Here is a 19,822-nt window from a genome sequence, read left to right as displayed (position 1 = left end):
CGAAAAATTATTTCTATTAGGAGGAACAATGAAAAAAGCGATGATTGTGGTAAACCCCCATTCCGGGGAAGACCAGGCTGATGAATTTGCAGTAAAGCTTCAAACGATTCTTCAGGATTCTTATGAAGAAATCACGGTGAAGGAAACAAAAGAGGAAGAAGATGTCAGTCGCTTCTCTGAAGAAGCTGTCCGGGAGGAATATGATGCCCTCTTCCTTATGGGTGGAGATGGGACCATCCATGACGGGGTCTGTGCGGTTGCTCCCCACGATCACCGCCCCATTATCGGTGTAGTTCCCATGGGAACCACCAACAATCTTGCGGGAATGCTGGGTTTTTCCAATAATTATGAAGAGGCAATTAACCAGTTTAAGGAAATAGAACCGGCTACCATTGATTTGGGAAAAGTGAATGATGATTATTTCATCACCTCAATTAATATGGGCCCCCTCTTTGAAAATATCGCCGAAACCTCCGGCGATGAGAAAGAAAAGGAGGGAAATCTGGCCTATGTCAAAAGAGCCCTGGATTCTCTGGGTGACCAGGAAACCATCCCCTTCACCCTCCATGTGGATGGAGAGGACCTATCCGATGACTATTCCCTTATCATCATTGCCCTGGGTAATGCACTGGTACGCGTGCAAAATCTCTTTCCGGATGCCGATCTGGAGGATGGAAAGCTCAACCTCCTTGCTCTCAAGGCCTCATCCACGTTCGACAAGATCAAACTTATCCCCAAACTCCTCTCGGGTGATAACCTGAATGAGACGCCGGAAAACCTGATTCACAGAAGCCTCCGGGAAGCTGACATCTCCCTTGCCGAGGGACAAGAATCCTCGGTCATCCTGATTGATGGCGACAAGGGTGGCTCCTTTCCTTTGAACATCACCCTTCTTCCCCACTATCTCCGGGTTTTTCGGGCTAAAGAAGACCAAGCCTAAATAAGGTTAAATGCCGGATGGAATCAAAAAAAAAAAAAAGGGAAGCGATTATTTCGCTTCCCTCTTTTTTTGCTTAGAGGAGTCTGGCACCATCCCCCGCTTCTGAAAGGATGAATTCTCCATCCCGACCCGTCTCTTTTTTATAGGCTGAACCGACCTCTGCCATGAAATCGTCGACTTCCTCCTCCTTGACGATGGCGATGGCACAGCCGCCGAACCCGGCCCCGGTCATCCTTGCCCCAAAGCAAGCCGGATGGGCGTTGGCCGCCCCGGTGATGGCATCCAGCTCCGGCCCTGTCACCTCGTATTCCTCTCTTAGAGCCCGGTTGCCGGCACGGAGGATCATACCCAGCTTGGTTAAATCCTGATCCTTCATGGCCTGGACAGCTTCCATGACCCGGATGTTTTCTTCCACAACGTACTTGGCCCGCTTACGAAGGAGAGGGTCCTCAATTTTCTCTAAAAGAGAAAGATCTTCCTGACCTAAATCGCAAAGATGGTGGATGTCTTTCTCTTTCCTGAGGATGGAGAGGGCCTGTTCACACTCGGACCGCCGGACATTGTACTTGGAATCCTTGAGGGCCCTGGCCTTGCGGGTATTCATAATGACAATTTTCGCCCCGTCAAGGTCAAAGGGGACATAGGTATGGCTGGGAATGGAAGTATCCAAAACCATCGCATAGTCCTTCTTGCCGAAACCGATGACATACTGGTCCATGATTCCCGTATGCAGACCAAAGAATTCATTCTCGCACCAAACCCCTGAACGAACCATGTCCATCCGGTCAACTTGTCCGTCAGCCATGAAATGGTCAAAAATGACGGCAAAGAGGAGTTCAATGGAGGAAGAGGAAGATAGACCTGCCCCATTAGGGATGTTTCCATAAATCAGAATATCCAGTCCCCGGTCTTTCTTATCCCGGCCATAACCCAGGTCCTCCAGGTAGCGGAAAACCCCGATGGGGTAGTTGAGCCAACCCCGTTTGTTGTCATAGTCCGGAAGAGGGTAGGACACCTCTCCAAACGATCTGATATTAAGAGAACCCAGGCGAAGTTTGCCCAGGTCGTTTGGACGGGCAAGGCCGTAGGTTCCGATAGTAATAGCACAGGGAAAGACCTTGCCTCCGTTATAGTCGATGTGTTCCCCGATCAGGTTAATCCGGGATGGTGCAAAGAAAAATTTTCCTTCAGGGCCCGGTCCCATCTTTTGATCCATGGCCCGACTTAACTTGTCCAGGATCTGTCCTTCATTATCTCTTGGTCTGGTCATATTTTACTCCCTTCTCTATGATCCCCAAAGCAGCCGAATCCTCCTCCAGGTCATGAATGGTTAAGTCCACCTGCCAGGTCGTTTCCCTGCCGGCTTCCAACCAGTCCCCTGTCCCGTTTTTAATAGCCCGGTCCAGGCGGTCATAGTAGCCGTTGGAGGGCTCGATGGCCAAATTTTTCTCCCCCATGTATCCCCCCGTGGTAATCCAAACTCCAAGATAGGGAAAGAGATCCTGATCATAGTGAAGCTGGACAGCCAGACCAGACTCGGGATAAAGGATGCCGGTTGGCCCCTTGGGGGCCTTCCCTTCGTAATAAAACTTATAGGTATGGTTATCTTGAAGCCGGGCTAAGACCCGGGGATCAAAATCCCAAACTTCCTCATTTTGGACATTCTTTATGGAAAACGGCTCCGGTAGAAGCAAAACTCCCTCCCGGGAAAAACGGAAGAGCCCATGGAGAGTCCAAAGCCAGGGATAGGCCCGATCCCCATGGTTGACCAGGCGGTAACCCAGACGGACTCCCCTGCCTTGCAGGGAGACCTTTCGTTCCAGGGTCAGGGGCATGGAAACCAGGTCCACCCGGCAGGTCAGCTCTCTTTCCCGCTCTTCCACTAATTGCCAGGCCTGGGACCAGACTTCCCCGTGGTCAAAAGTCTCCAAGGGAGGGTCCTGGATCTGGCAAGGGTCGATGGTCGGAATGCAATCGTCCAGTCCTGACCGGTCATATTGAGAAAAATCATCGCCCACTTTTCTGGGCCGGTAGATTTCCCCCAGCTTCCTGGGCCGGTACTCATCCCCTTCCGCTAAACCTTGGGGCTGGAAGAGACACTCCACCCCCTTGGCCTTGTCAAAAAGAGAGGCCAGCTTAAAACCCCGGTCCGGCAAAAGAACCAGACGGAGGTCCTCATTTTCCAAAAGAAAAGGTTCAAGGGGGGGATAAGCCCCCTCCTGAACCCTTGACTGTTCATTGATGATTCTATCTTTGTTCCCGTCCATGAAAACTCCTCAAAGACTATCTCTTCCGCATAGTCTTGCGAATATCGAGGGCAACGGCGATGACGATGACAGCACCCTGGAAGATGTTGGTCATTTCCGGAGTGATTCCCAGGAACTGGAGGCAGGTCTTCAGAAGTTCAAAAACCAGGACGCCCAAAAGAACTCCGGGAACGGTACCCACACCGCCAGCGGTGGAAACGCCACCGATGGTGGCTGCCGCGATGGCTTCAAGTTCGTAGCCGGTTCCGGCGGAAACAGCCGCTGATCCGGTTTTTGCGGTGAGGAGGAATCCTGCCAGTCCATAGAGGAGACCCGCAATAGTGTAGATCTTCAGCTTAGAGCGTTGAGTGTTAACACCGGATACTTCTGCTGCAATCTCATTTCCGCCGATTGCGTACATATTTTTTCCGTAGGTGGTGTAATTATAGACGACGTACATGACCACACCAACGACCAGGGCGACAAAGAAAACCCAGGGAATAATCAATCCGCCCAGGGTCAAACCTTGGGCACCGAAGCCTGTAAAAGTATTATTTAGGGATCCGATGGGTTTGTTTTGAGAAAGGATCATATTCGTCCCATAGATGGCAATCTGGGTACCCAGGGTGGCGATAAAGGGTGGAACGTTCAGGAAGGCGACAACGCAGCCGTTTAACAGGCCAACCAGGGCACCTAAGGCCAGGGCAGCTAAAAGGGCGACGGGGATGGGCGATCCGGCAATCCCTTCATAAAGAACGCCGGGAGCTTCCGGACGTTGGAGCATAAGAGCAGTGAGCACTGAAGTTAAGCCTACAACACGGCCTGCAGAAAGGTCTGTCCCTCGTGTGATCAAGCAACCGGAAACACCAAGAGCAATCACAAAGCGGACGGAAACATTGGCCAGGATATTCTTCAGGTTAATAAAGCTGACAAAGTTATCGGCGGAAAATGATGTATAAATCACCATGGCGATGATAACAACGATTAAGGCGTTCTCAATCAGCCAATCCTTTACCGAGGTCTTGCGAATGTCAGCCGGTTTTTTTATCTTTTCACTCATGAGCTTCTCCTTCTACAACATTCTTCGTCATGAACCGGGTGGCCAAGTCCATCACTTTCTCCTGGGTTGCCTCTTCAGCTGTGAGATAGCCGGAAATACGACCTTCACACATAACCATGATCCGGTCAGACATCCCGATAATCTCTCCCATTTCAGAAGAAATCATTATAATTGATTTTCCTTGTTTGGAGAGATCATCAATAATTTCATAGATCTCATACTTTGCCCCGACATCAATCCCTCGGGTGGGTTCATCCAGAATATAAATATCGGGATCGGTAGCCAGCCAGCGAGAAAGAATGACCTTCTGCTGGTTGCCGCCGGACAAGTTATTTATATGGGTAGCAGCGGAAGGCGTCTTGATTCGAAGGGCTTCGATCCCCTTCTGGACGACTTCGGACATCTTTGAAGTGTTGAGAAGGCCTGTCGCCTTTTTATACTTGGATAAGGAGGAGATGGTGATGTTGTCTCCTACCCCCAGGACGCCGAAAATCCCGGACCCACGACGGTCTTCGGTCACTAAAGCCAGACCATTTTTAATGGCTTCTTTTGGCGAATTAATCTCCACCTTATTCCCGTCGACAAAAAGTTCTCCTTCCGGCTCATGAAGACGAAGACCAAAGATGGATTCCATGAGCTCGGATCGCTGGGCACCGACCAGACCGGCCACGCCCAAAACCTCCCCTTTCTTCAACTTGAAGGAGCAGTTGGTAAAGGAATGGGGGGTGGGTGATGTGAAGTTCTTCACTTCCAAGGCGATATCATCTGTGGACTCATCCACATGGTCCGGGTATTGGTTGGTCAGTTCACGCCCTACCATGTGGCGGACGATTTCATAATTGGTGATTTTCTTTGCATCAAAGGTGCCGACATATTTTCCATCCCGCATGATGGTGACATCATCAGCAATTTCCTTGATTTCATCCATCTTGTGAGAAATATAAATAATCCCAATTCCCTGCTTACATAAATTGCGAATAATTTCAAATAAAGTATCGACCTCATTCATGGTCAATGAAGATGTAGGCTCGTCCATAATGACAATGTTGGCATGATGAGAAATCGCCTTAGCGATTTCAACAGACTGTTGTTGGGATATGGTCAAATTAGCAAGAAGCGTAGTGGGTGGAACATGAAGTCCGACTGTTTCCAGATAACCTGCTGTTGCCTTATTCATGGCCGCATGGTCCACAAAGCCCTTTTTCGTCGGGTAGTCTCCGAGAAAGAGATTTTCTGCAATAGTCATCATCGGAATGGGTTGGAGCTCCTGGTGGATCATGGAGATACCGTCATCAATTGCTTCTTTGGAAGTGGTAAAATTGACACTTTTTCCCTGGTAGAGAATATCCCCACTGTCCTTTTTATAAATGCCAAAAAGACATTTCATCAAGGTGGATTTTCCGGCTCCGTTCTCCCCCATCAATGCATGGACCGTCCCTTTTCTCAAGGTTAAATTTGCATCATCAAGGGCTTGAACACCGGGAAAGGCCTTGTATATGTGTTTCATTTCTAGAATGATGTCATTCATAGGTGGCCCTTTCTAGGTCTGCGAAGAATGGTTGATGAATTATTCAGATAAAAGTTTGTCTCGAAAGAGTAGTTATCTTCCGAAACTGACAGTATAAGGAAAAGGCACCGCTCAAGGGAGCGGTGCCTTATTCCCTATTGAATTACTTATTTGGCAGCATCACCGTACTGCTCTTGGATACGTTTGGTATATTCTTCAACGGACTCTTCTTTGTAGTCCAGGCGGCTGAGCTCAGCGTCTTCAGGCTTTAATACCTTGACGTAGTCATGCCAGTAGTAGGAAGAAACGTCGTTACCGGCTAAGAGTTTGACAGCAACTTCAGCAGCGGTATGAGCCTGGTTGAAATAGTCGTTCAACACGGTTCCGGTGAATTCACCCTTACCAAGAAGTTCAACGACTTCGGGAAGAGCGTCCACGCCGACCAGGTAGATGTCCTCGTTGACCTTGCGGCCTGCACCATCAATGGCCTGCTTGGCACCCAGAGCCATACCATCATTGTTGCAGAAGATGACTTCAACATCTTTCCCATATTGAGAAAGAGCGTTGGCGGCGATTTCCTGACCCTTGTCCTGTGCCCAGTTTCCTCTCTGGGGCTCGCCCAGGGATTCTGCGGGGATGGTCTTCTGAAGGGTTTCCACAGAGTATTTGGTTCTCTGCTCGGCATCAACGTTACCGGCATCGCCCATGATCATGACGTAGTTTACCTTACCGTCGCCATTGATGTCACCCTTATTTTCAAGAGCGGCAATGATGTCACCCTGGTAAATTCCGGACTGACGAGCGTCAACACCAACATAGGTGGTTTTTCCGGGCCAGATCTGCATGGTTTCCGTATTGGCTTCACGGTTGATCAGGACGACAGGAATGTTGGCCTGTTTGGCGGAGTTGATGACCTGGTCAGCACCGGTAGGATCGACGAGGTTAGCAATGATCAAATCCTTGCCCTGAGCGATGAAGTTGTTGAGCTGTTCGGTCTGGGTGGCCTGGTCGTTCTTTCCGTCCTGGAATTCAACGTTGTAGGTCACACCATTCTTCTCCCCGAGTTCCTTGAAGTACTTATCGAGTTCTTCGCGATACTGGGTCATGAAGTTATCGTTGTACTGGTAAATCGCAACACCAATATCATAGCTTTTTCCTTCAGCGGGCTTTTCGGCAGGTTCTGCCTGACTTTCAGCCTCAGAGGAGCTGGCGGGAGCCTCAGAGCTCTCGCTGGGTGTTTTGTTGCCACAAGCAGCAAAAGTAATGACCATTGCGAAGGCAACAAGAATCATGAGTAACTTTTTTGATGTTTTCATTCATTCCTCCTTAGAATATAGCGATGCATCGAGCATAACTATTAGTAAGACAACGTTTCCAACAGGAGCCATGGATTATCAGAAATAATCCACTCGCCCTATTGGAATTCGTCAACTCATCTTACATTATTTTTACCTCTTTGACAAATCTTTAAGGGAGCCAAACCGGTGAAAATGATCTCACACTGTTCAATCCTTATTTTCTTTTTCAACCCCAAGTTTTTTCAATTGACTCTCTTGATCTCTTTTCACATAAATAACTGCAATAATATGAACGATGTCTTTTTGATCATCAATCCAAAAATAGACATAGTAATTTTTTATACGAATTTTTCTAAAACCCAAATCATGCCAGGGTGATTCATTAATGCGTTTGATGCGTTGGGGGAAAGTCTCTAAGAGTTGAATTTCGGACTTAATCAATTCAAGCATTTTAATCGACAAAATGGGCTCTTTTAAATCCCTGGAGATATAATCCCTAATCGCTTTCAAATGCACTTTAGCCTGTCTTGTGATTCTGATCTTATAAATCCCTTTCAAAGCCCTTCCTCCAGCTCTTCAAAAATATCTTCCAGCGGATAGGAGTCCCCTTGAATTGCCTGGGAATACCCATTTGCCATAAGTGAATCGAAAGATTTTTTATCCATTTCTTCCCTAGTTGGTAAGCTCTTTGGGATCGTTAACGAAAACGGGATACCCTTATTAAAAATAATTTGTCGATAGAACATGTCGATTGCCGTTGCTCTGGGAATGCCAATCGTTTCTAGGATTTCTTCAGCCTGCTTCTTAATGTTCTCTTGTATTCTTACATTTACAGTTGCTGTTTTATTAGCTGCCATATCAGTTCACCTCCTATATTTATAATGATAGGTCAATGTGTTGCGTTATGCAACACGTTGACCTATCTGCTCTTGGAAAGAATATCCTCAGGCCCTAGTCTGTCGATTTCCTGGCCTTCAACTTTATTTTGTATAATACTGAGCCTGGGCCGTCCAAAGGTCATGGTATTTCCCTTTCCCACCAGCAAGAAGGTCTTCGTGGGACCCTTGCTGAATAATCCTCCCCTCATCAAATACTGCAATTTCATCACAAAATTTACAGGAGGACAGACGGTGCGAAATAAAGATTGTTGTTTTCTCTTGAGCGACTTGGTCAAACTTGCTATATATTTCCGCCTCAGCGATGGGATCCAAGGCCGCCGTAGGCTCATCCAAGATAATAAAGGGAGCATCCTTGTAAATGGCACGGGCGATGGCCACTTTCTGTGCTTCGCCTCCCGATAAATCCACTCCCTCTTCCGAAAGCTTCTTGTAGAGCATGGTATCCAAACCTCTTTCCATCTGAGACAACTTCTCCCCAAATCCCGCCTCCACCAAGGCATCCCGGACCTCCCCCCGGTCATAACCACTTCTGCCTGCTACATTGTTTCCCAGGGGCTGGTCCAGGAGTTGAAAATCTTGAAAGACTACGGCAAAGAAATCCATATAGTCATCATAGCGATAATCACGAATATCGACCCCATTAAGGAGAATCTGTCCTTCCTGAGGATCATACAGGCGACAGAGAAGCTTAATAAAAGTCGTCTTTCCACTTCCATTTTCACCTACAATCGCTAAGTGGCTTCCCTGCTTAAAACGGAAGTTAATATGGCGAAGAGCCCAGAGATCGGAACCGGGATATTTGAAGGATACGTCCTTAAATTCCACTTCATATAGGAGGCCCCTCCCTTTTTCCAGGGTTTGTTTTCCTTCTGCCATAACATTGGGAATATCCAAAAATTGGTAAATAGACGTCAAAAATTCCGCATTGGTCTGCATATGGTTGACCGTTTCCAAAAGCATGGAGGCATTGCCTGAAAAGGAGGTAACTGCTCTCACATATTGGGTAACGCTTCCGACACCAAAAGCTCCTCCCAAAGCTTTCAAACAAACAAAGAGATAAATCCCACCGGATAAAATAGCGGACAGCCCTGCAGCGAAAGCGGTCCTCAGCCCGACTGTCGTGGCAAGCAGACGGTCAAAGTGTGAACCGACACCAAAAATGTTGACGGTATCAACATAATGGGCCATCAAATCTCCTTGGCAATAGATCCGTCGATCCATGTCTTTTTCCTTATTCCCGAGCTCAATAAAACAGAAGTGACTAAATAGTCGGTTTCCAAAACGCGATTCCTCCGCCAGATCGCTCCAAATGGAATTGGCCTTCTTCCCCAGGGCAGGCCCAAGAAAGGTCACTCCAAGGATGAAAAGAAGGATAGCGGCGATAAAGATCGGATGGTTAAGGAGAGTCAAACTTCCCCCTGATGAAGGAACCATTTGGGTAAACAGGCTGACGGTCAAAGCAAGTGCAGATAAGATCCCAAAAAAACCTTCAACGGCTTGGGAAAAATACATGGGAAGATAAGCGAAACCCCACCCTCCCCAATTGGAACTTTGCTGAATTTGGGTGAAGAGGTCTCGGACTTCCTGTTTATCGCAGTCCGCATAATCCAGCTGAAGAAATTTTTCCGTATAGAGAGACTCATACTGGTTATAAAAGAGTTCATCTTTCACATTTTTCCACCGGTCCAAAACCGCCTGAAGGAGGTCAGTGACGATGGTAATGACCAGGATGAGAATGATCCAGCGTCCCAAGGCATCAGGCCGGCGAAAGGAAGCCAGTTCGTTGATAACCTGGGCGGAGAGCCAGATTGATACGTAGGGAGAGATGGCTTTTACTCCGGAGGAAAGGATGAAAGGGACGAAGCAACCCGGTGCGAGCCGGTCCATGTCGATCACCGCCCTCCGGTGGATAGCCAGAGTCTCCCGGAAGCCAAATGTGCTACTTTTATTTTCCATTCTTCTCCCCTCCTTCCTGATAATAACGGCTCTGAACCTCAAAAAGATCCGCATAAGGACCTTCTTTAGCGACCAGATCCTCATGTTTTCCCTCTTCAAGGATTCCGCCATCGGCAATAAAAAGGATGCGGTCGCAGAAGCGGGTAGAAGCCAATCGGTGGGAGATGAAAAGAGAGGTTTTGCCTGCTGTCATCCCCTTGTACTTTCTATAAATCTCACTTTCTGCAAGAGGATCAAGAGCAGCAGTTGGTTCATCCAAAACCAGGATGGGGCCGTCTTTATATAGAGCCCGAGCCAGCATCAACCTTTGAGTTTGACCACCGGAAAGAACAATCCCATCCAAGTACACTTCCCGGCCAAGGTGGGTGTCTATTCCTTTGGGAAGCTTTTCTATTGTTTTTGTTAAACCCGCCTGGTCCAGACAGCGAAGGACCTTTACACGGTCAAAATCCGCTGTCTGGGCAACACATTCGGCAATTGTGGTGTCAAGAACGGAAAAATCCTGGAATACTCCGGAAATGAGGGCATAGTAATCCCTCCGGTTATAGGCTCGAATATCCTGACCGTTCAAGAGGACCCGGCCCTCCGTAGGGTCATAGAAACCGCAAAAAAGCATGACCATTGTCGTCTTCCCTGCCCCGTTCAGGCCCACCAGAGCCAGTCTTTCACCGGGATGGATCGTCAGGTTAACATGATCCAGGATTTTCTTTTCACTTCCCGGATAAGAGAAAGAGACCTCCTCAAAGGCCAACTCATAGTCATGGGCCAAAGGCAGAGGAAGTCCCTCTTCAAAGGAAAAGGGCTCCGGTATGTGAAGATATTCCTGGATTCGGGAGAGGGCAAGGCTTTCTTTATGGAGCTGGCTGAATTGGGTTAAGATGCCGGTCACCCATGTGGTGAACCCGCCCACCGCAGAAAACAGGAGTAGGAACCTGGATGCGGGCCAGCCCAGATCCAGGGTCTGCTTGATCAAATAGGCATAAATTGTCCCATTCCGGAGGAAGGTGAGGACCACGTCCACAACATTGGCCCAAAGATAGGTCTTCTCTCTCCGACCAAGAAAGGCGGATAGGGCCTTCATGGATTTCATTCTCAGTTCCCGAAGCCAGGGAGCCAGGCCGAAAACTCGGATTTCCTTAGCCAGCTGGATCTCACGTGGCTTTTGTAAAAAATAACTAATCTCTTTATCATAGGCTTCCCTTTCTTCCTTGTGGCGGTATTCCCATTCATAAATATAATGGGAAATAAAAAAGCCTCCTGTGGCCGTCCCCACCACCAACAAAAGGAGAAGAAAATGGACATCGGAAAGCAAAAAAAGATAGACAAGAAAACCCAGTACATTTGTTAAAAGATCCGTTAGGGTCCGCCAGACATGCTCAGCTGGATCACTATTCCCTTGAGTTGCCCGCTTAGCTTGGGCCTCCAATTTCAACATTTTAGGGTCATGAATATTGGGATAGGAGGTATCCAGGTTCTTTCTTGTTAATTTGCGGATGATGGCTGTGCGGACATCAATTTCTCCCGGCATTCGGATGGTCGAAAGATAGGCATTCAAAGCCTGAAAAAGAAAAAGGGCTCCGGTAAATAGACCAATGGTAAGAAAAAGTTCTTGGATGGAAGCCTCCTTCTCCACCTGTGCCAGAATCTCCGGTGCAATGAATAGTTGGACCAGGTTAAGTGCTAAAGAAACTCCGGTCACCGCCAAGCCGATGAATAGGACACGTTTTTGGCTTTCCCAAGCCACGGCCAACATGAAGGATACGTTCTCCCAAATTGAATATTTTGCTTTTTCATTCTCTTTCATGCTTCCCCCTAAATTGAAGCAAAAAACCGCTCCATCCCATCCATAAGATCATAGGACTTGGACTTCATTTCCACATCCATCGTGAAGAGTTGGTGGTGGAAGCGGTAAAGTTCCTCCAGAGAATACTTATCCACAAAGCCCAGGATTTTTCGATATTCGAAGGAGGACAGGCCTAGACGCTTGGTCCCCTCCCCCAGGGAAATCCTCCTGGCCTTGAGGAGCTTAACCCCGATCAGGTTTCGGACTTGGCGAACGGTCATATTGAAGACCATTCCGGCCTCTACAGAGATCTTCCGAAAATCCTGGAAGATGGAAAGGCAGTCGGACCGTTTTCGCCCTCCGAAAGCATCCATAAGAGCAAAGATGGATTCCTCCAGGGGGTCGGCCAGGGCGGCCTTGGCATCAGCCAAGGACAGGCGACCCTCCCGGCTCATCCCCAGGGCCACGTCGACCATATTGGCGACAGAAAAGAGGGTGATCTCCGACTTGTAATCCAGGTAACCTGACCGGTCCGCGAGAAAGGCGGGCAGGGCCTTGTCCTCCCGAATCCCCTTAGCTCCAATCCTTTTGTGGATAAAGGATTCCAAAGACCGGCGGTCCAGGCGGTAGAGGTCGACCGTTTGAAGATAGGGAGCCATGGCTTTGAATACTTTCCCCTTAAAAGGAGCCTGGCCTAAATAATGGAGGAAGAGGACAGTGGACCGGTTGGGTTCTTTCAGGTAGCCGGCGAGAATCTCAAGAAGGGCCTCATTCTTCTTTACCTCATCCTTCTGGAGAGGAAGATTTTCAATGACGATGGCCCTCCGGTCCCCCATAAAAGGTAGGGTTTCCGCAGCAGTTAGGAAGGATTCCGCGGAAAGATCCTCAAAAGAGACTTCCTGATAATTAAAATCCAGGAAATTCCCCCCTAAAAGATCATTTTGAATAACCTCTTTCATCCGGTCCCAGAGAAAGGGCTCCGTCACCCGAACCAAGTAGGCCGGTGACCTTTTTCCCTCATCCACTGACCCGATCCATTCCACGTAGTTCATGATAATCCTTTGCTATTGGTTCTTAACATCCTGCCAAAGCTCGTTATAGACCTTGGTAAAGTCCCCCATGTCCTTAAAGGCTTCCAGGTGATCCACCGAATCCAAATCCGGATAGGCCACAGGGTCATCCTGCAGGTCCTCCGGGAGGGCCTCCTTACCGGCCGTAGAGGGCAGGGAGTAGCCCACATACTGGGCGTTGATGGCCATGATGTCAGGCCGGGACATGAAGTTGATGAAAGTCTCGGCATTTTCCTTGTTGGGTGCTCCCTTGGGGATGGCCCAGGCATCAAACCAGATGTTGGTTCCCTCCCTGGGAATAACGTAATCCAGGTTCTCATTACGCTCCAGGGCCTCTACGGCATCCCCCGAAAACATCACAGCCAGGGCACACTCATCGTTAATCATGACATCCTTGATCTGGTCCACCAGGTAGGCATAAACCAAAGGGCGTTGGGCGATGAGGTCTTTCTGGGCCTCCTCGAGCTCTTCCCTCTTGTCTGAATTCACGGAGTAGCCACGACGAATCAGTCCGATGGCAAAAGAATCCCGGGTGGAGTCCATCATCATCAAATTCCGACGGTAGTCCTCCTTCCAGAGGATGTCCCAGGAATCCACGACCTCATGGACCATGGTCTTATTATAGACGATGCCCACTGTTCCCCAAAAATAAGGGACCGAGTATTCCTGATCCGGATCATAGGCATGGTGGAGGAATTCCGGGTCAATGTGTTTCATGTTGGGAATCTTGTCATAATTGATCTTCTCCAGGAGCCCGGCCTTCTTCATCTTATCCAACATATAGTCGGAGGGGCAGATTAGGTCGTAGTTTGCACCGCCGGATTGGATCTTGACAAAAAGGTCCTCATTGGTCGCAAAGGTGGAGTAGACTACCTTAATTCCGGTTTCCTCCTCGAATTGTTTAAGCAGGCTGGGGTCAATGTATTCCCCCCAGTTATAAATGTTCACCACATTCCCGGTCTTTGTTCGGGTCCTCTGGCATCCGGTTAACAAAGGGAGAAGGAGAACCAGGCTCAAGAGAAAAGCCAGGGAAAGGATGCCTCTCTTTTTACAAAAACGAACCATATCAGATTCCTCCTTCCAGGGCTTGCAAGGACTTCTTATTCACGCTCAAAAGAAGGAGGAGCATGGCCAGGAAGAGGAGGGTGGACATGGCGTTAATCTCCGGGTTGATCCCCCGCCGGGCCATGGAATAAACCAGGGTGGAGATGGTGTCCACTCCGTTTCCGGTGGTGAAAAAGGAGATGGCAAAATCATCGATGGAAATGGTGAAGGCCATAAGGGCTCCGGAAACAATCCCCGGTTTCATGTAGGGCAAAACCACATAGCGGAGAGTTTGGAAGGGGGTGGCCCCCAGATCCATGGCTGCTTCCGGCAGGGCCTTGGGCATGGTAACCAATCGGGGAAGGATGGAAAGCACCACGTAAGGAACACAGAAACCCACATGGGAGAGGAGGAGGGTGGCAAAGCCTGAAGGCAGGCGGAATAAGGCATAGAGGGCCATGAAGCCCACTGCTGTCACGATGTCGGGGTTGATGACGATGATCTGGTTGATGGCGGTGAGAGCCCGCTTAGCTCTTTTTCGGTAGTAAAAGATCGCCAAAGCCCCCAGGCTCCCGATGATGGTGGCAAATAAAGTGGCAAGAAAAGCCACAAGAAGGGTGTTTCGCAGGGCAAGTAGGATAGCTTCATTGCCAAAAAGGGATTGGTACCATCTTAAGGAAAAGCCCTCCCATTTTCCCCGGTTCTTTCCTGCATTAAAAGAAAAAACCATAAGAACCAGGATAGGCGCATAGAGAAAAAGATAAATCAGGGCCATGTAGACCCGTCTCAAGTGTTTGCTCATTTTTTCCCTCCTTTTGCCCGGTTATTCTTTGCCCCTTCCTCTTCCTCCTCCTTGGTAAAGATCAGGGAGAGAACCAAAAAGACCATGAGGATGACAGCCATGGAAAAACCATAATTCCAATTCCCCGTTACCGTAAATTGCTGTTCAATCACGTTGCCGATCAGATTGGTTTTGTTTCCCCCCAAAAGGGTGGAAATTTCAAAGGTGGAGATGGCCGGGATAAAAACCATAGAGATGCCGGAAAAAACCCCCGGCAAGGACAGGGGGAAAATGACCCGGCTGAAGGTCTGGATCCGATTTGCTCCCAGGTCATTGGCTGCCTCCACCAGGGACCGGTCCATCTTGGATAGGGAGGTATAGATGGGGAGAACCATAAAGGGGAGGAAGTTATAGACCATACCCAGAATGACAGCAAATTCCGTATAGAGGAGGTCGACAGGTCCCAATCCCAGAGATACCAGGATGGTGGAGATAATCCCCTTTCGAGAGAGAAGGGTCATCCAGGAATAGGTCCGAAGGAGGAAGTTCATCCACATGGGGATAATGATCAAGGTCATGGCCATGGGCCGAAAGCGTATCGAACTTTGGGCAATAAAATAGGCCATGGGATAACCCAGGGCAAGACAAATTACGGTGGAAATCAGGGCCACTCGAAGGGACTTGATCAAGGTGGCCAGGGCAGGCCCTGAGAAAAAACGCTGGAAATTGACCAGGCTAAAAGCCCCATCCAGGCTAAAGGCATAATAAAAGGTCATGGTCAGGGGAACCAGGACAAAAATAAGGGCCCAAACGAGGTAAGGACCGGTCAAGCGTCGGTAGCCCCTCATGACTCCACCTCGGATTGAGGTATTTTATGCATGTTTTGGATGTTTTCGGGATCAATATAGATGCCGACCATAGATCCCACGGGAGCAGTCCGTGTCGACTGGGCCAAGTAGACTTCGTTCCCGACCTGGAGCTGCATTTCGTAGTGGACCCCCTTGAAGAGGGAGGTCAGGACCTGGCCTTGGAGCATGCCCTTTTCAACGGGAACCAGCTCCACGTCCTCCGGGCGAATGACCACGTCCACCCTCTCCCCTGCCGGGAAGTGCTCATCCAAGCAGGTGAAGGTGTGGCCGGAGAAGGTCACCTTGTCCCCCGCCTCCATGACTCCCTCGACGATGTTGGACTCCCCGATAAAGTCGGCCACAAAGCGATTGACCGGCTCATTGTAGATGTCGATGGGGCGTCCGATCTGCTGGATATGGCCCTGGTTCATAACGACGATCCGGTCGGACATGGTCAGGGCCTCTTCCTGGTCGTGGGTGACGAAGATAAAAGTAACCCCAGTTTCCCGCTGGATCCTTTTGAGTTCGATCTGCATCCCCTTTCGGAGCTTAGCATCCAAAGCTGCCAGGGGCTCATCCAAAAGAAGGACCTCCGGCTCATTGACCAGAGCCCGAGCAATGGCCACCCGCTGCTGCTGGCCGCCTGAAAGCTGGTCGATGGTCCGCTTCTGGAAGCCGGATAAATTTAACAAGCCCAGGATGTTATCCACCCGGCTCTTGATTTCTTTTTTGGGCACTTTCTTTAAGGTAAGACCGAAGGCGACATTATCCTCCACATTGAGGTGGGGAAAGAGAGAATATTGCTGAAAAACCGTGTTGACCTCTCGGAGATGGGCAGGAAGGTCGGTGATGTCTTTTCCGTGGAAATAGACCTTCCCCTCATCCGGCTGGGTGAAGCCTCCGATGATCCGGAGGGTGGTTGTTTTCCCACAGCCTGAAGGGCCAAGCAAGGTGAGGAATTCATCCTCAATAATCGTTAGGTCTAAGTGGTCAAGGATGAGGTCATCACCGAAGGACTTAGACACGCCCACCAAATGTATTTGCTCCATGTGTTTCTCCTTTCCTCTCTTCCGGCTGGAAAGCTGCCTGGTCGGGTTCCCGAATGTAGTAGCTTTTGTAGAGCAATTGATTTATTGAATGTCGAACATTGGGTATAGTTTAAAGTGACGTCTTATTATACACGTCCAGACCAGAATTTACGATACGAAATCAAGGAAAAATGCTTGAAAGGAGCACGAAATGAATAAAAGAACCGGATTCAAAATGGGCGACAGCGAACTGACCCTCTTAGGGACAGAAATCAAGGTGGGCGACCAGGCCCCCGACTTCAACGCCGTTGACAAGGAACTCAACCCCGTCAGCCTGAAAAACTTCGACGGCAAGGTCAAGATCTTCTCCGCCGTCCCCTCCCTGGACACCCAGGTCTGCGAACTCCAGACTATGCGCTTCAACGAAGAAGTTGAAAAAATGGGCGATGAGGTCCGCCTCATGACCATCTCCATGGACCTCCCCTTTGCCGCCCAGCGTTTCTGCTCTTCCCACGATATTGAAAACTCCGTCATGGCCTCGGACTACCAGGACCGGTCCTTCGCCGAGAACTATGGCGCCCTCATCGATGAGCTCAAGCTCATCAACCGGTCCATCTTCGTCATCGACCGGGACAACAAGGTTCAGTATGTGGAGTATGTGGAACAGAACACCAACTTCCCCGACTTCGACAAGGCGCTGGAAGCCGCTAAGGCTTGCCTGAAATAGGCCGGATCAAAGCCCAATAGAAGATCCAGAAACTCAATAAGTGAAAAAACTGTCCCGACGAAAGACCGGACAGTTTTTTTCTGTTCAATATTTGAGGGCTACCAAAAATTCTTTACTAAACAATCCCACATTATTGGGAATTTTAGCTCTATTTCCATTAACAAAAAGCTTTTCCCGAGTCGGCGAATCTGATATAGTAAGGGTGGATAAGCTCTGTCCATGAAAGGAGGAAACTGACATTTTATTTTGAGTTCACAATTCGTTTTTACGAAGAAGGGAGAAAACATGATTACATTTGCAATCGGCATTATCATGCTTTTCGCCGGCGGCTTTATCTACTCCCGCATGGTCGAAAAGACTTTCGCCCCGGATGACCGGCCAACACCGGCGGTTACCATGGCTGACGGAGTCGATTATGTAGTAATGCCCGAATGGAAGAACTCACTGATCGAACTGCTCAACATTGCCGGAACCGGCCCGGTTCTCGGCCCCATCCAGGGCATTCTCTTTGGCCCTCTTGCTTTTATTGCCATTCCTATCGGAAATGTCATTGCCGGATCGACCCACGATTACTTCAACGGCATGATTTCCATGCGCAACGAAGGTAAACAGATGCCGGGACTGGTTTCAAAATACCTGGGCCCGGGTGCCCACAAGGTCTATCTGGTTGTTCTTATGGTCCTCATGATTCTGACCGGCGTCGTCTTTGTCTACACCCCCGGTGACCTCATTGTTGGTCCGATCCTGGGGATGGATGCCAGCCCGGATCAAGCGGTTATCTGGATCGTTTATGCGGTTATTTTTTCCTATTACTTATTAGCGACCCTCTTCCCCATCAACACCATCATCGGTCGGATCTACCCCATTTTCGGTTGTATCCTGCTGATTTCGGCGGTTGGTGTTTTCATCGGCGTCATGATGGACGGCGGAAAGAACCTGCTCAACGTTTGGGAGGCCGACCAGTGGCAGTTCAAGCCCGCCGGAAACGCCCCCTTTATCCCCGTCTTCTTCATCACTGTCGCCTGCGGTATTCTGTCCGGCTTCCACGGATCCCAATCGACCCTGGTCTCCCGCACCGTTGCTTCCGAACGGGAAGGCCGCACCACCTTCTACATGATGATGGTCCTCGAAGGCTTCATCGCCATGTCCTGGGCGGCTGGTGCCATGGTGCTCTACAACCGTCAGCCCAACCTGATCAACGATATCAACGCCACCGGCATGGTCTCCGTCATCTCCAAAGAATTCCTGGGATCTTTCGGCGGTATACTTGCCATCTTAGGTGTCATCGTCCTGCCCATCACCTCCGGCGATACCGCTTTCCGGTCCGTCCGCCTGATGGTCGCTGAACAATTCCATATTGACCAGAAGCCCCAGAAGAACCGGCTGATGACTTCCATTTTCATCTTCATCCCAGCCGTTGCCATCCTGGCCTTCGCCAAGCTCAACGCCGGTGGTTTCAACCTGCTCTGGCGCTACTTCGGCTTCTCCAACCAGTTCGTGGCCTGCTTCGCACTGGCCATGTCCACGGTCTACCTGATTGTTCACAGAAAGAACTACTTCATCACACTCGTACCGCTCATCTTCTATACCTTTATCGTCACTTCCTATATCTGCCACGCCCCCATCGGACTTGGCCTGGAAGCACGTCTCCTGAACCAGCCTGAATCCTATATGATCTCCTATGCCATCGGCTTCGTTGTCACCGCCCTGGTTACCTTTGTGGTCCGCAAGTACGGTTTCGACCACCGGGAACAGATCTTCAAGCTAGAGCCCATCTATCAAGGTAAATAATTCAAAACCCTTTCAAGGACAAAGCAAAGGAGCTCAGGTATCCGAGCTCCTTTTCCATTACTTCTTTTCTTTATTATCCTCTTCCGGCGAGTCGCCGAACCAGAAGCGCTGGCGGCTGTTCCCGCCTTCTTTTCGGTACTTTTTTTGGTTAACCTTGGTCCACTTTTTCATCCGGTCAATGAAAGCATCAACACCACCCTCAAGGAAGCTGTCCTTCCTCATCACGTAACCTGCTTCCGGACGGAAGGAGAAGGAAAAGAGGCGGTCTGTCTCATAAATCTGATAGGTTTCACTATAAAGGACTTTGTTGTGGCGGCCGTCGCTCGTTCCGGTGACGACGCCGGTTTCAAAGAAGTAGAAGATCCGGAAGGGTTCCTCCCCTTCCTGGCCCATGTGACGGAGGTCATCCCTGCGGTAGGAGCTGGCCGTCCGGCGAGGCAGGGTCCAGAAAAAATAGGAGGCGAAGATACCGCCAAAGCCCAGGAGAACCAGGCCCAGAAAAATCTCTTCCCAAGCTTTGACAGGGTCGAAGATGCCGAGAAAAACAAGAACCAGACCCAACAGAAGGGTCCCCACGGACCAGAAGAGGATGATGCCCTTGATTTTCCAGGAAACCGCGGCATAAGCAAAGTGCAGGTAGTCCTTCTCCTCGAGATAGGACTTGTTCTTGGCCAAAAGATTTTCTCCCGGAAAAGAAATCTCGGCAAAATCCTTAATTGCCGCCATATTTCTCTCCAAGTCTTTTGCCGTCACCCGCCTTTCCGCTCTGCGGTAGTCCTCGGGCTTAAATGTTCGAAGTTCCCTAGCCATTCCTCCCCCTTCCTTAAATGATTTGTTAATGAAT

The 19,822-nt window shown here is 49.5% G+C and carries 18 protein-coding genes; 3 read left to right on the top strand and 15 right to left on the bottom strand.

Features of this window, described 5'->3' with window-relative positions:
• Positions 1-28 precede the first annotated feature (28 nt).
• Positions 29-940, top strand: a complete 912-nt coding sequence (locus tag BN2373_RS05195; RefSeq protein WP_053943050.1) for a diacylglycerol/lipid kinase family protein — start codon at positions 29-31, stop codon at positions 938-940.
• Positions 941-1,013: 73 nt separating this feature from the next.
• Here BN2373_RS05195 and BN2373_RS05190 read toward each other — a convergent pair whose 3' ends face one another.
• From BN2373_RS05190 to BN2373_RS05125, 14 genes are all read right to left on the bottom strand, one after another.
• Positions 1,014-2,210, bottom strand: coding sequence for a galactokinase (locus BN2373_RS05190; protein WP_082338027.1), 1,197 nt, complete (start codon positions 2,208-2,210; stop codon positions 1,014-1,016).
• Positions 2,191-3,207: an aldose epimerase family protein gene (locus BN2373_RS05185; protein WP_053943049.1), complete on the bottom strand. Its 1,017-nt coding sequence runs from the start codon at positions 3,205-3,207 to the stop codon at positions 2,191-2,193. Before BN2373_RS05185 ends, BN2373_RS05190 begins: the two co-directional genes overlap by 20 nt.
• A 16-nt stretch (positions 3,208-3,223) precedes the next feature.
• Complete coding sequence (locus BN2373_RS05180; protein ID WP_053943048.1) at positions 3,224-4,246, bottom strand: ABC transporter permease subunit; 1,023 nt, start codon at positions 4,244-4,246, stop codon at positions 3,224-3,226.
• Positions 4,239-5,774, bottom strand: a complete 1,536-nt coding sequence (locus BN2373_RS05175) for a sugar ABC transporter ATP-binding protein (protein ID WP_053943047.1) — start codon at positions 5,772-5,774, stop codon at positions 4,239-4,241. The genes BN2373_RS05180 and BN2373_RS05175 overlap by 8 nt, the downstream gene beginning before the upstream one ends.
• Before the next feature lie 146 nt (positions 5,775-5,920).
• Positions 5,921-7,069: a galactose ABC transporter substrate-binding protein gene (locus BN2373_RS05170; RefSeq protein WP_053943046.1), complete on the bottom strand. Its 1,149-nt coding sequence runs from the start codon at positions 7,067-7,069 to the stop codon at positions 5,921-5,923.
• Between the two features lie 189 nt (positions 7,070-7,258).
• Positions 7,259-7,609, bottom strand: coding sequence for a type II toxin-antitoxin system RelE/ParE family toxin (locus BN2373_RS05165; RefSeq protein WP_238379631.1), 351 nt, complete (start codon positions 7,607-7,609; stop codon positions 7,259-7,261).
• Positions 7,606-7,908 carry a type II toxin-antitoxin system RelB/DinJ family antitoxin gene (locus BN2373_RS05160; protein WP_053943045.1) on the bottom strand — a complete coding sequence of 101 codons (303 nt, stop codon included), beginning with the start codon at positions 7,906-7,908 and terminating at the stop codon, positions 7,606-7,608. Before BN2373_RS05160 ends, BN2373_RS05165 begins: the two co-directional genes overlap by 4 nt.
• A 123-nt stretch (positions 7,909-8,031) precedes the next feature.
• Positions 8,032-9,906 (bottom strand): ABC transporter ATP-binding protein, encoded by a 1,875-nt coding sequence (locus tag BN2373_RS05155; RefSeq protein ID WP_053943044.1) that lies wholly within the window; start codon positions 9,904-9,906, stop codon positions 8,032-8,034.
• A complete protein-coding gene (locus BN2373_RS05150; RefSeq protein WP_053943043.1) occupies positions 9,896-11,710 on the bottom strand; it encodes an ABC transporter ATP-binding protein in 1,815 nt (604 codons plus the stop codon). Before BN2373_RS05150 ends, BN2373_RS05155 begins: the two co-directional genes overlap by 11 nt.
• A gap of 8 nt (positions 11,711-11,718) precedes the next feature.
• Entirely contained in the window at positions 11,719-12,741 is a 1,023-nt protein-coding gene (holA, locus tag BN2373_RS05145; protein WP_053943042.1) for a DNA polymerase III subunit delta, read from the bottom strand.
• 12 nt (positions 12,742-12,753) lie between these two features.
• The gene (locus BN2373_RS05140) at positions 12,754-13,824 is read right to left on the bottom strand and encodes an ABC transporter substrate-binding protein (RefSeq protein ID WP_053943041.1); all 1,071 of its coding nucleotides are present in this window, start codon (positions 13,822-13,824) and stop codon (positions 12,754-12,756) included.
• A gap of 1 nt (position 13,825) precedes the next feature.
• Positions 13,826-14,605: an ABC transporter permease gene (locus BN2373_RS05135; protein ID WP_053943040.1), complete on the bottom strand. Its 780-nt coding sequence runs from the start codon at positions 14,603-14,605 to the stop codon at positions 13,826-13,828.
• The gene (locus tag BN2373_RS05130) at positions 14,602-15,432 is read right to left on the bottom strand and encodes an ABC transporter permease (RefSeq protein ID WP_053943039.1); all 831 of its coding nucleotides are present in this window, start codon (positions 15,430-15,432) and stop codon (positions 14,602-14,604) included. Before BN2373_RS05130 ends, BN2373_RS05135 begins: the two co-directional genes overlap by 4 nt.
• Positions 15,429-16,481, bottom strand: a complete 1,053-nt coding sequence (locus BN2373_RS05125) for an ABC transporter ATP-binding protein (RefSeq protein ID WP_053943038.1) — start codon at positions 16,479-16,481, stop codon at positions 15,429-15,431. Before BN2373_RS05125 ends, BN2373_RS05130 begins: the two co-directional genes overlap by 4 nt.
• 190 nt (positions 16,482-16,671) lie before the next feature.
• On the opposite strand from BN2373_RS05125, the gene tpx reads away from it, so the two are divergent.
• Both tpx and BN2373_RS05115 read left to right on the top strand, forming a co-directional pair.
• Entirely contained in the window at positions 16,672-17,187 is a 516-nt protein-coding gene (tpx, locus tag BN2373_RS05120; RefSeq protein WP_053943037.1) for a thiol peroxidase, read from the top strand.
• A gap of 285 nt (positions 17,188-17,472) precedes the next feature.
• Positions 17,473-18,978 carry a carbon starvation CstA family protein gene (locus BN2373_RS05115; protein ID WP_053943036.1) on the top strand — a complete coding sequence of 502 codons (1,506 nt, stop codon included), beginning with the start codon at positions 17,473-17,475 and terminating at the stop codon, positions 18,976-18,978.
• Between the two features lie 57 nt (positions 18,979-19,035).
• On the opposite strand, the gene BN2373_RS05110 is transcribed toward BN2373_RS05115, so the two are convergent.
• Positions 19,036-19,788 carry a hypothetical protein gene (locus BN2373_RS05110; RefSeq protein ID WP_053943035.1) on the bottom strand — a complete coding sequence of 251 codons (753 nt, stop codon included), beginning with the start codon at positions 19,786-19,788 and terminating at the stop codon, positions 19,036-19,038.
• Between the last annotated feature and the right edge of the window lie 34 nt (positions 19,789-19,822).

The organism is Kallipyga gabonensis (assembly GCF_001286805.1).
Lineage (GTDB): Bacteria > Bacillota > Clostridia > Tissierellales > Peptoniphilaceae > Kallipyga > Kallipyga gabonensis.
This window is presented reverse-complemented; position numbering and strand designations above follow the sequence as displayed.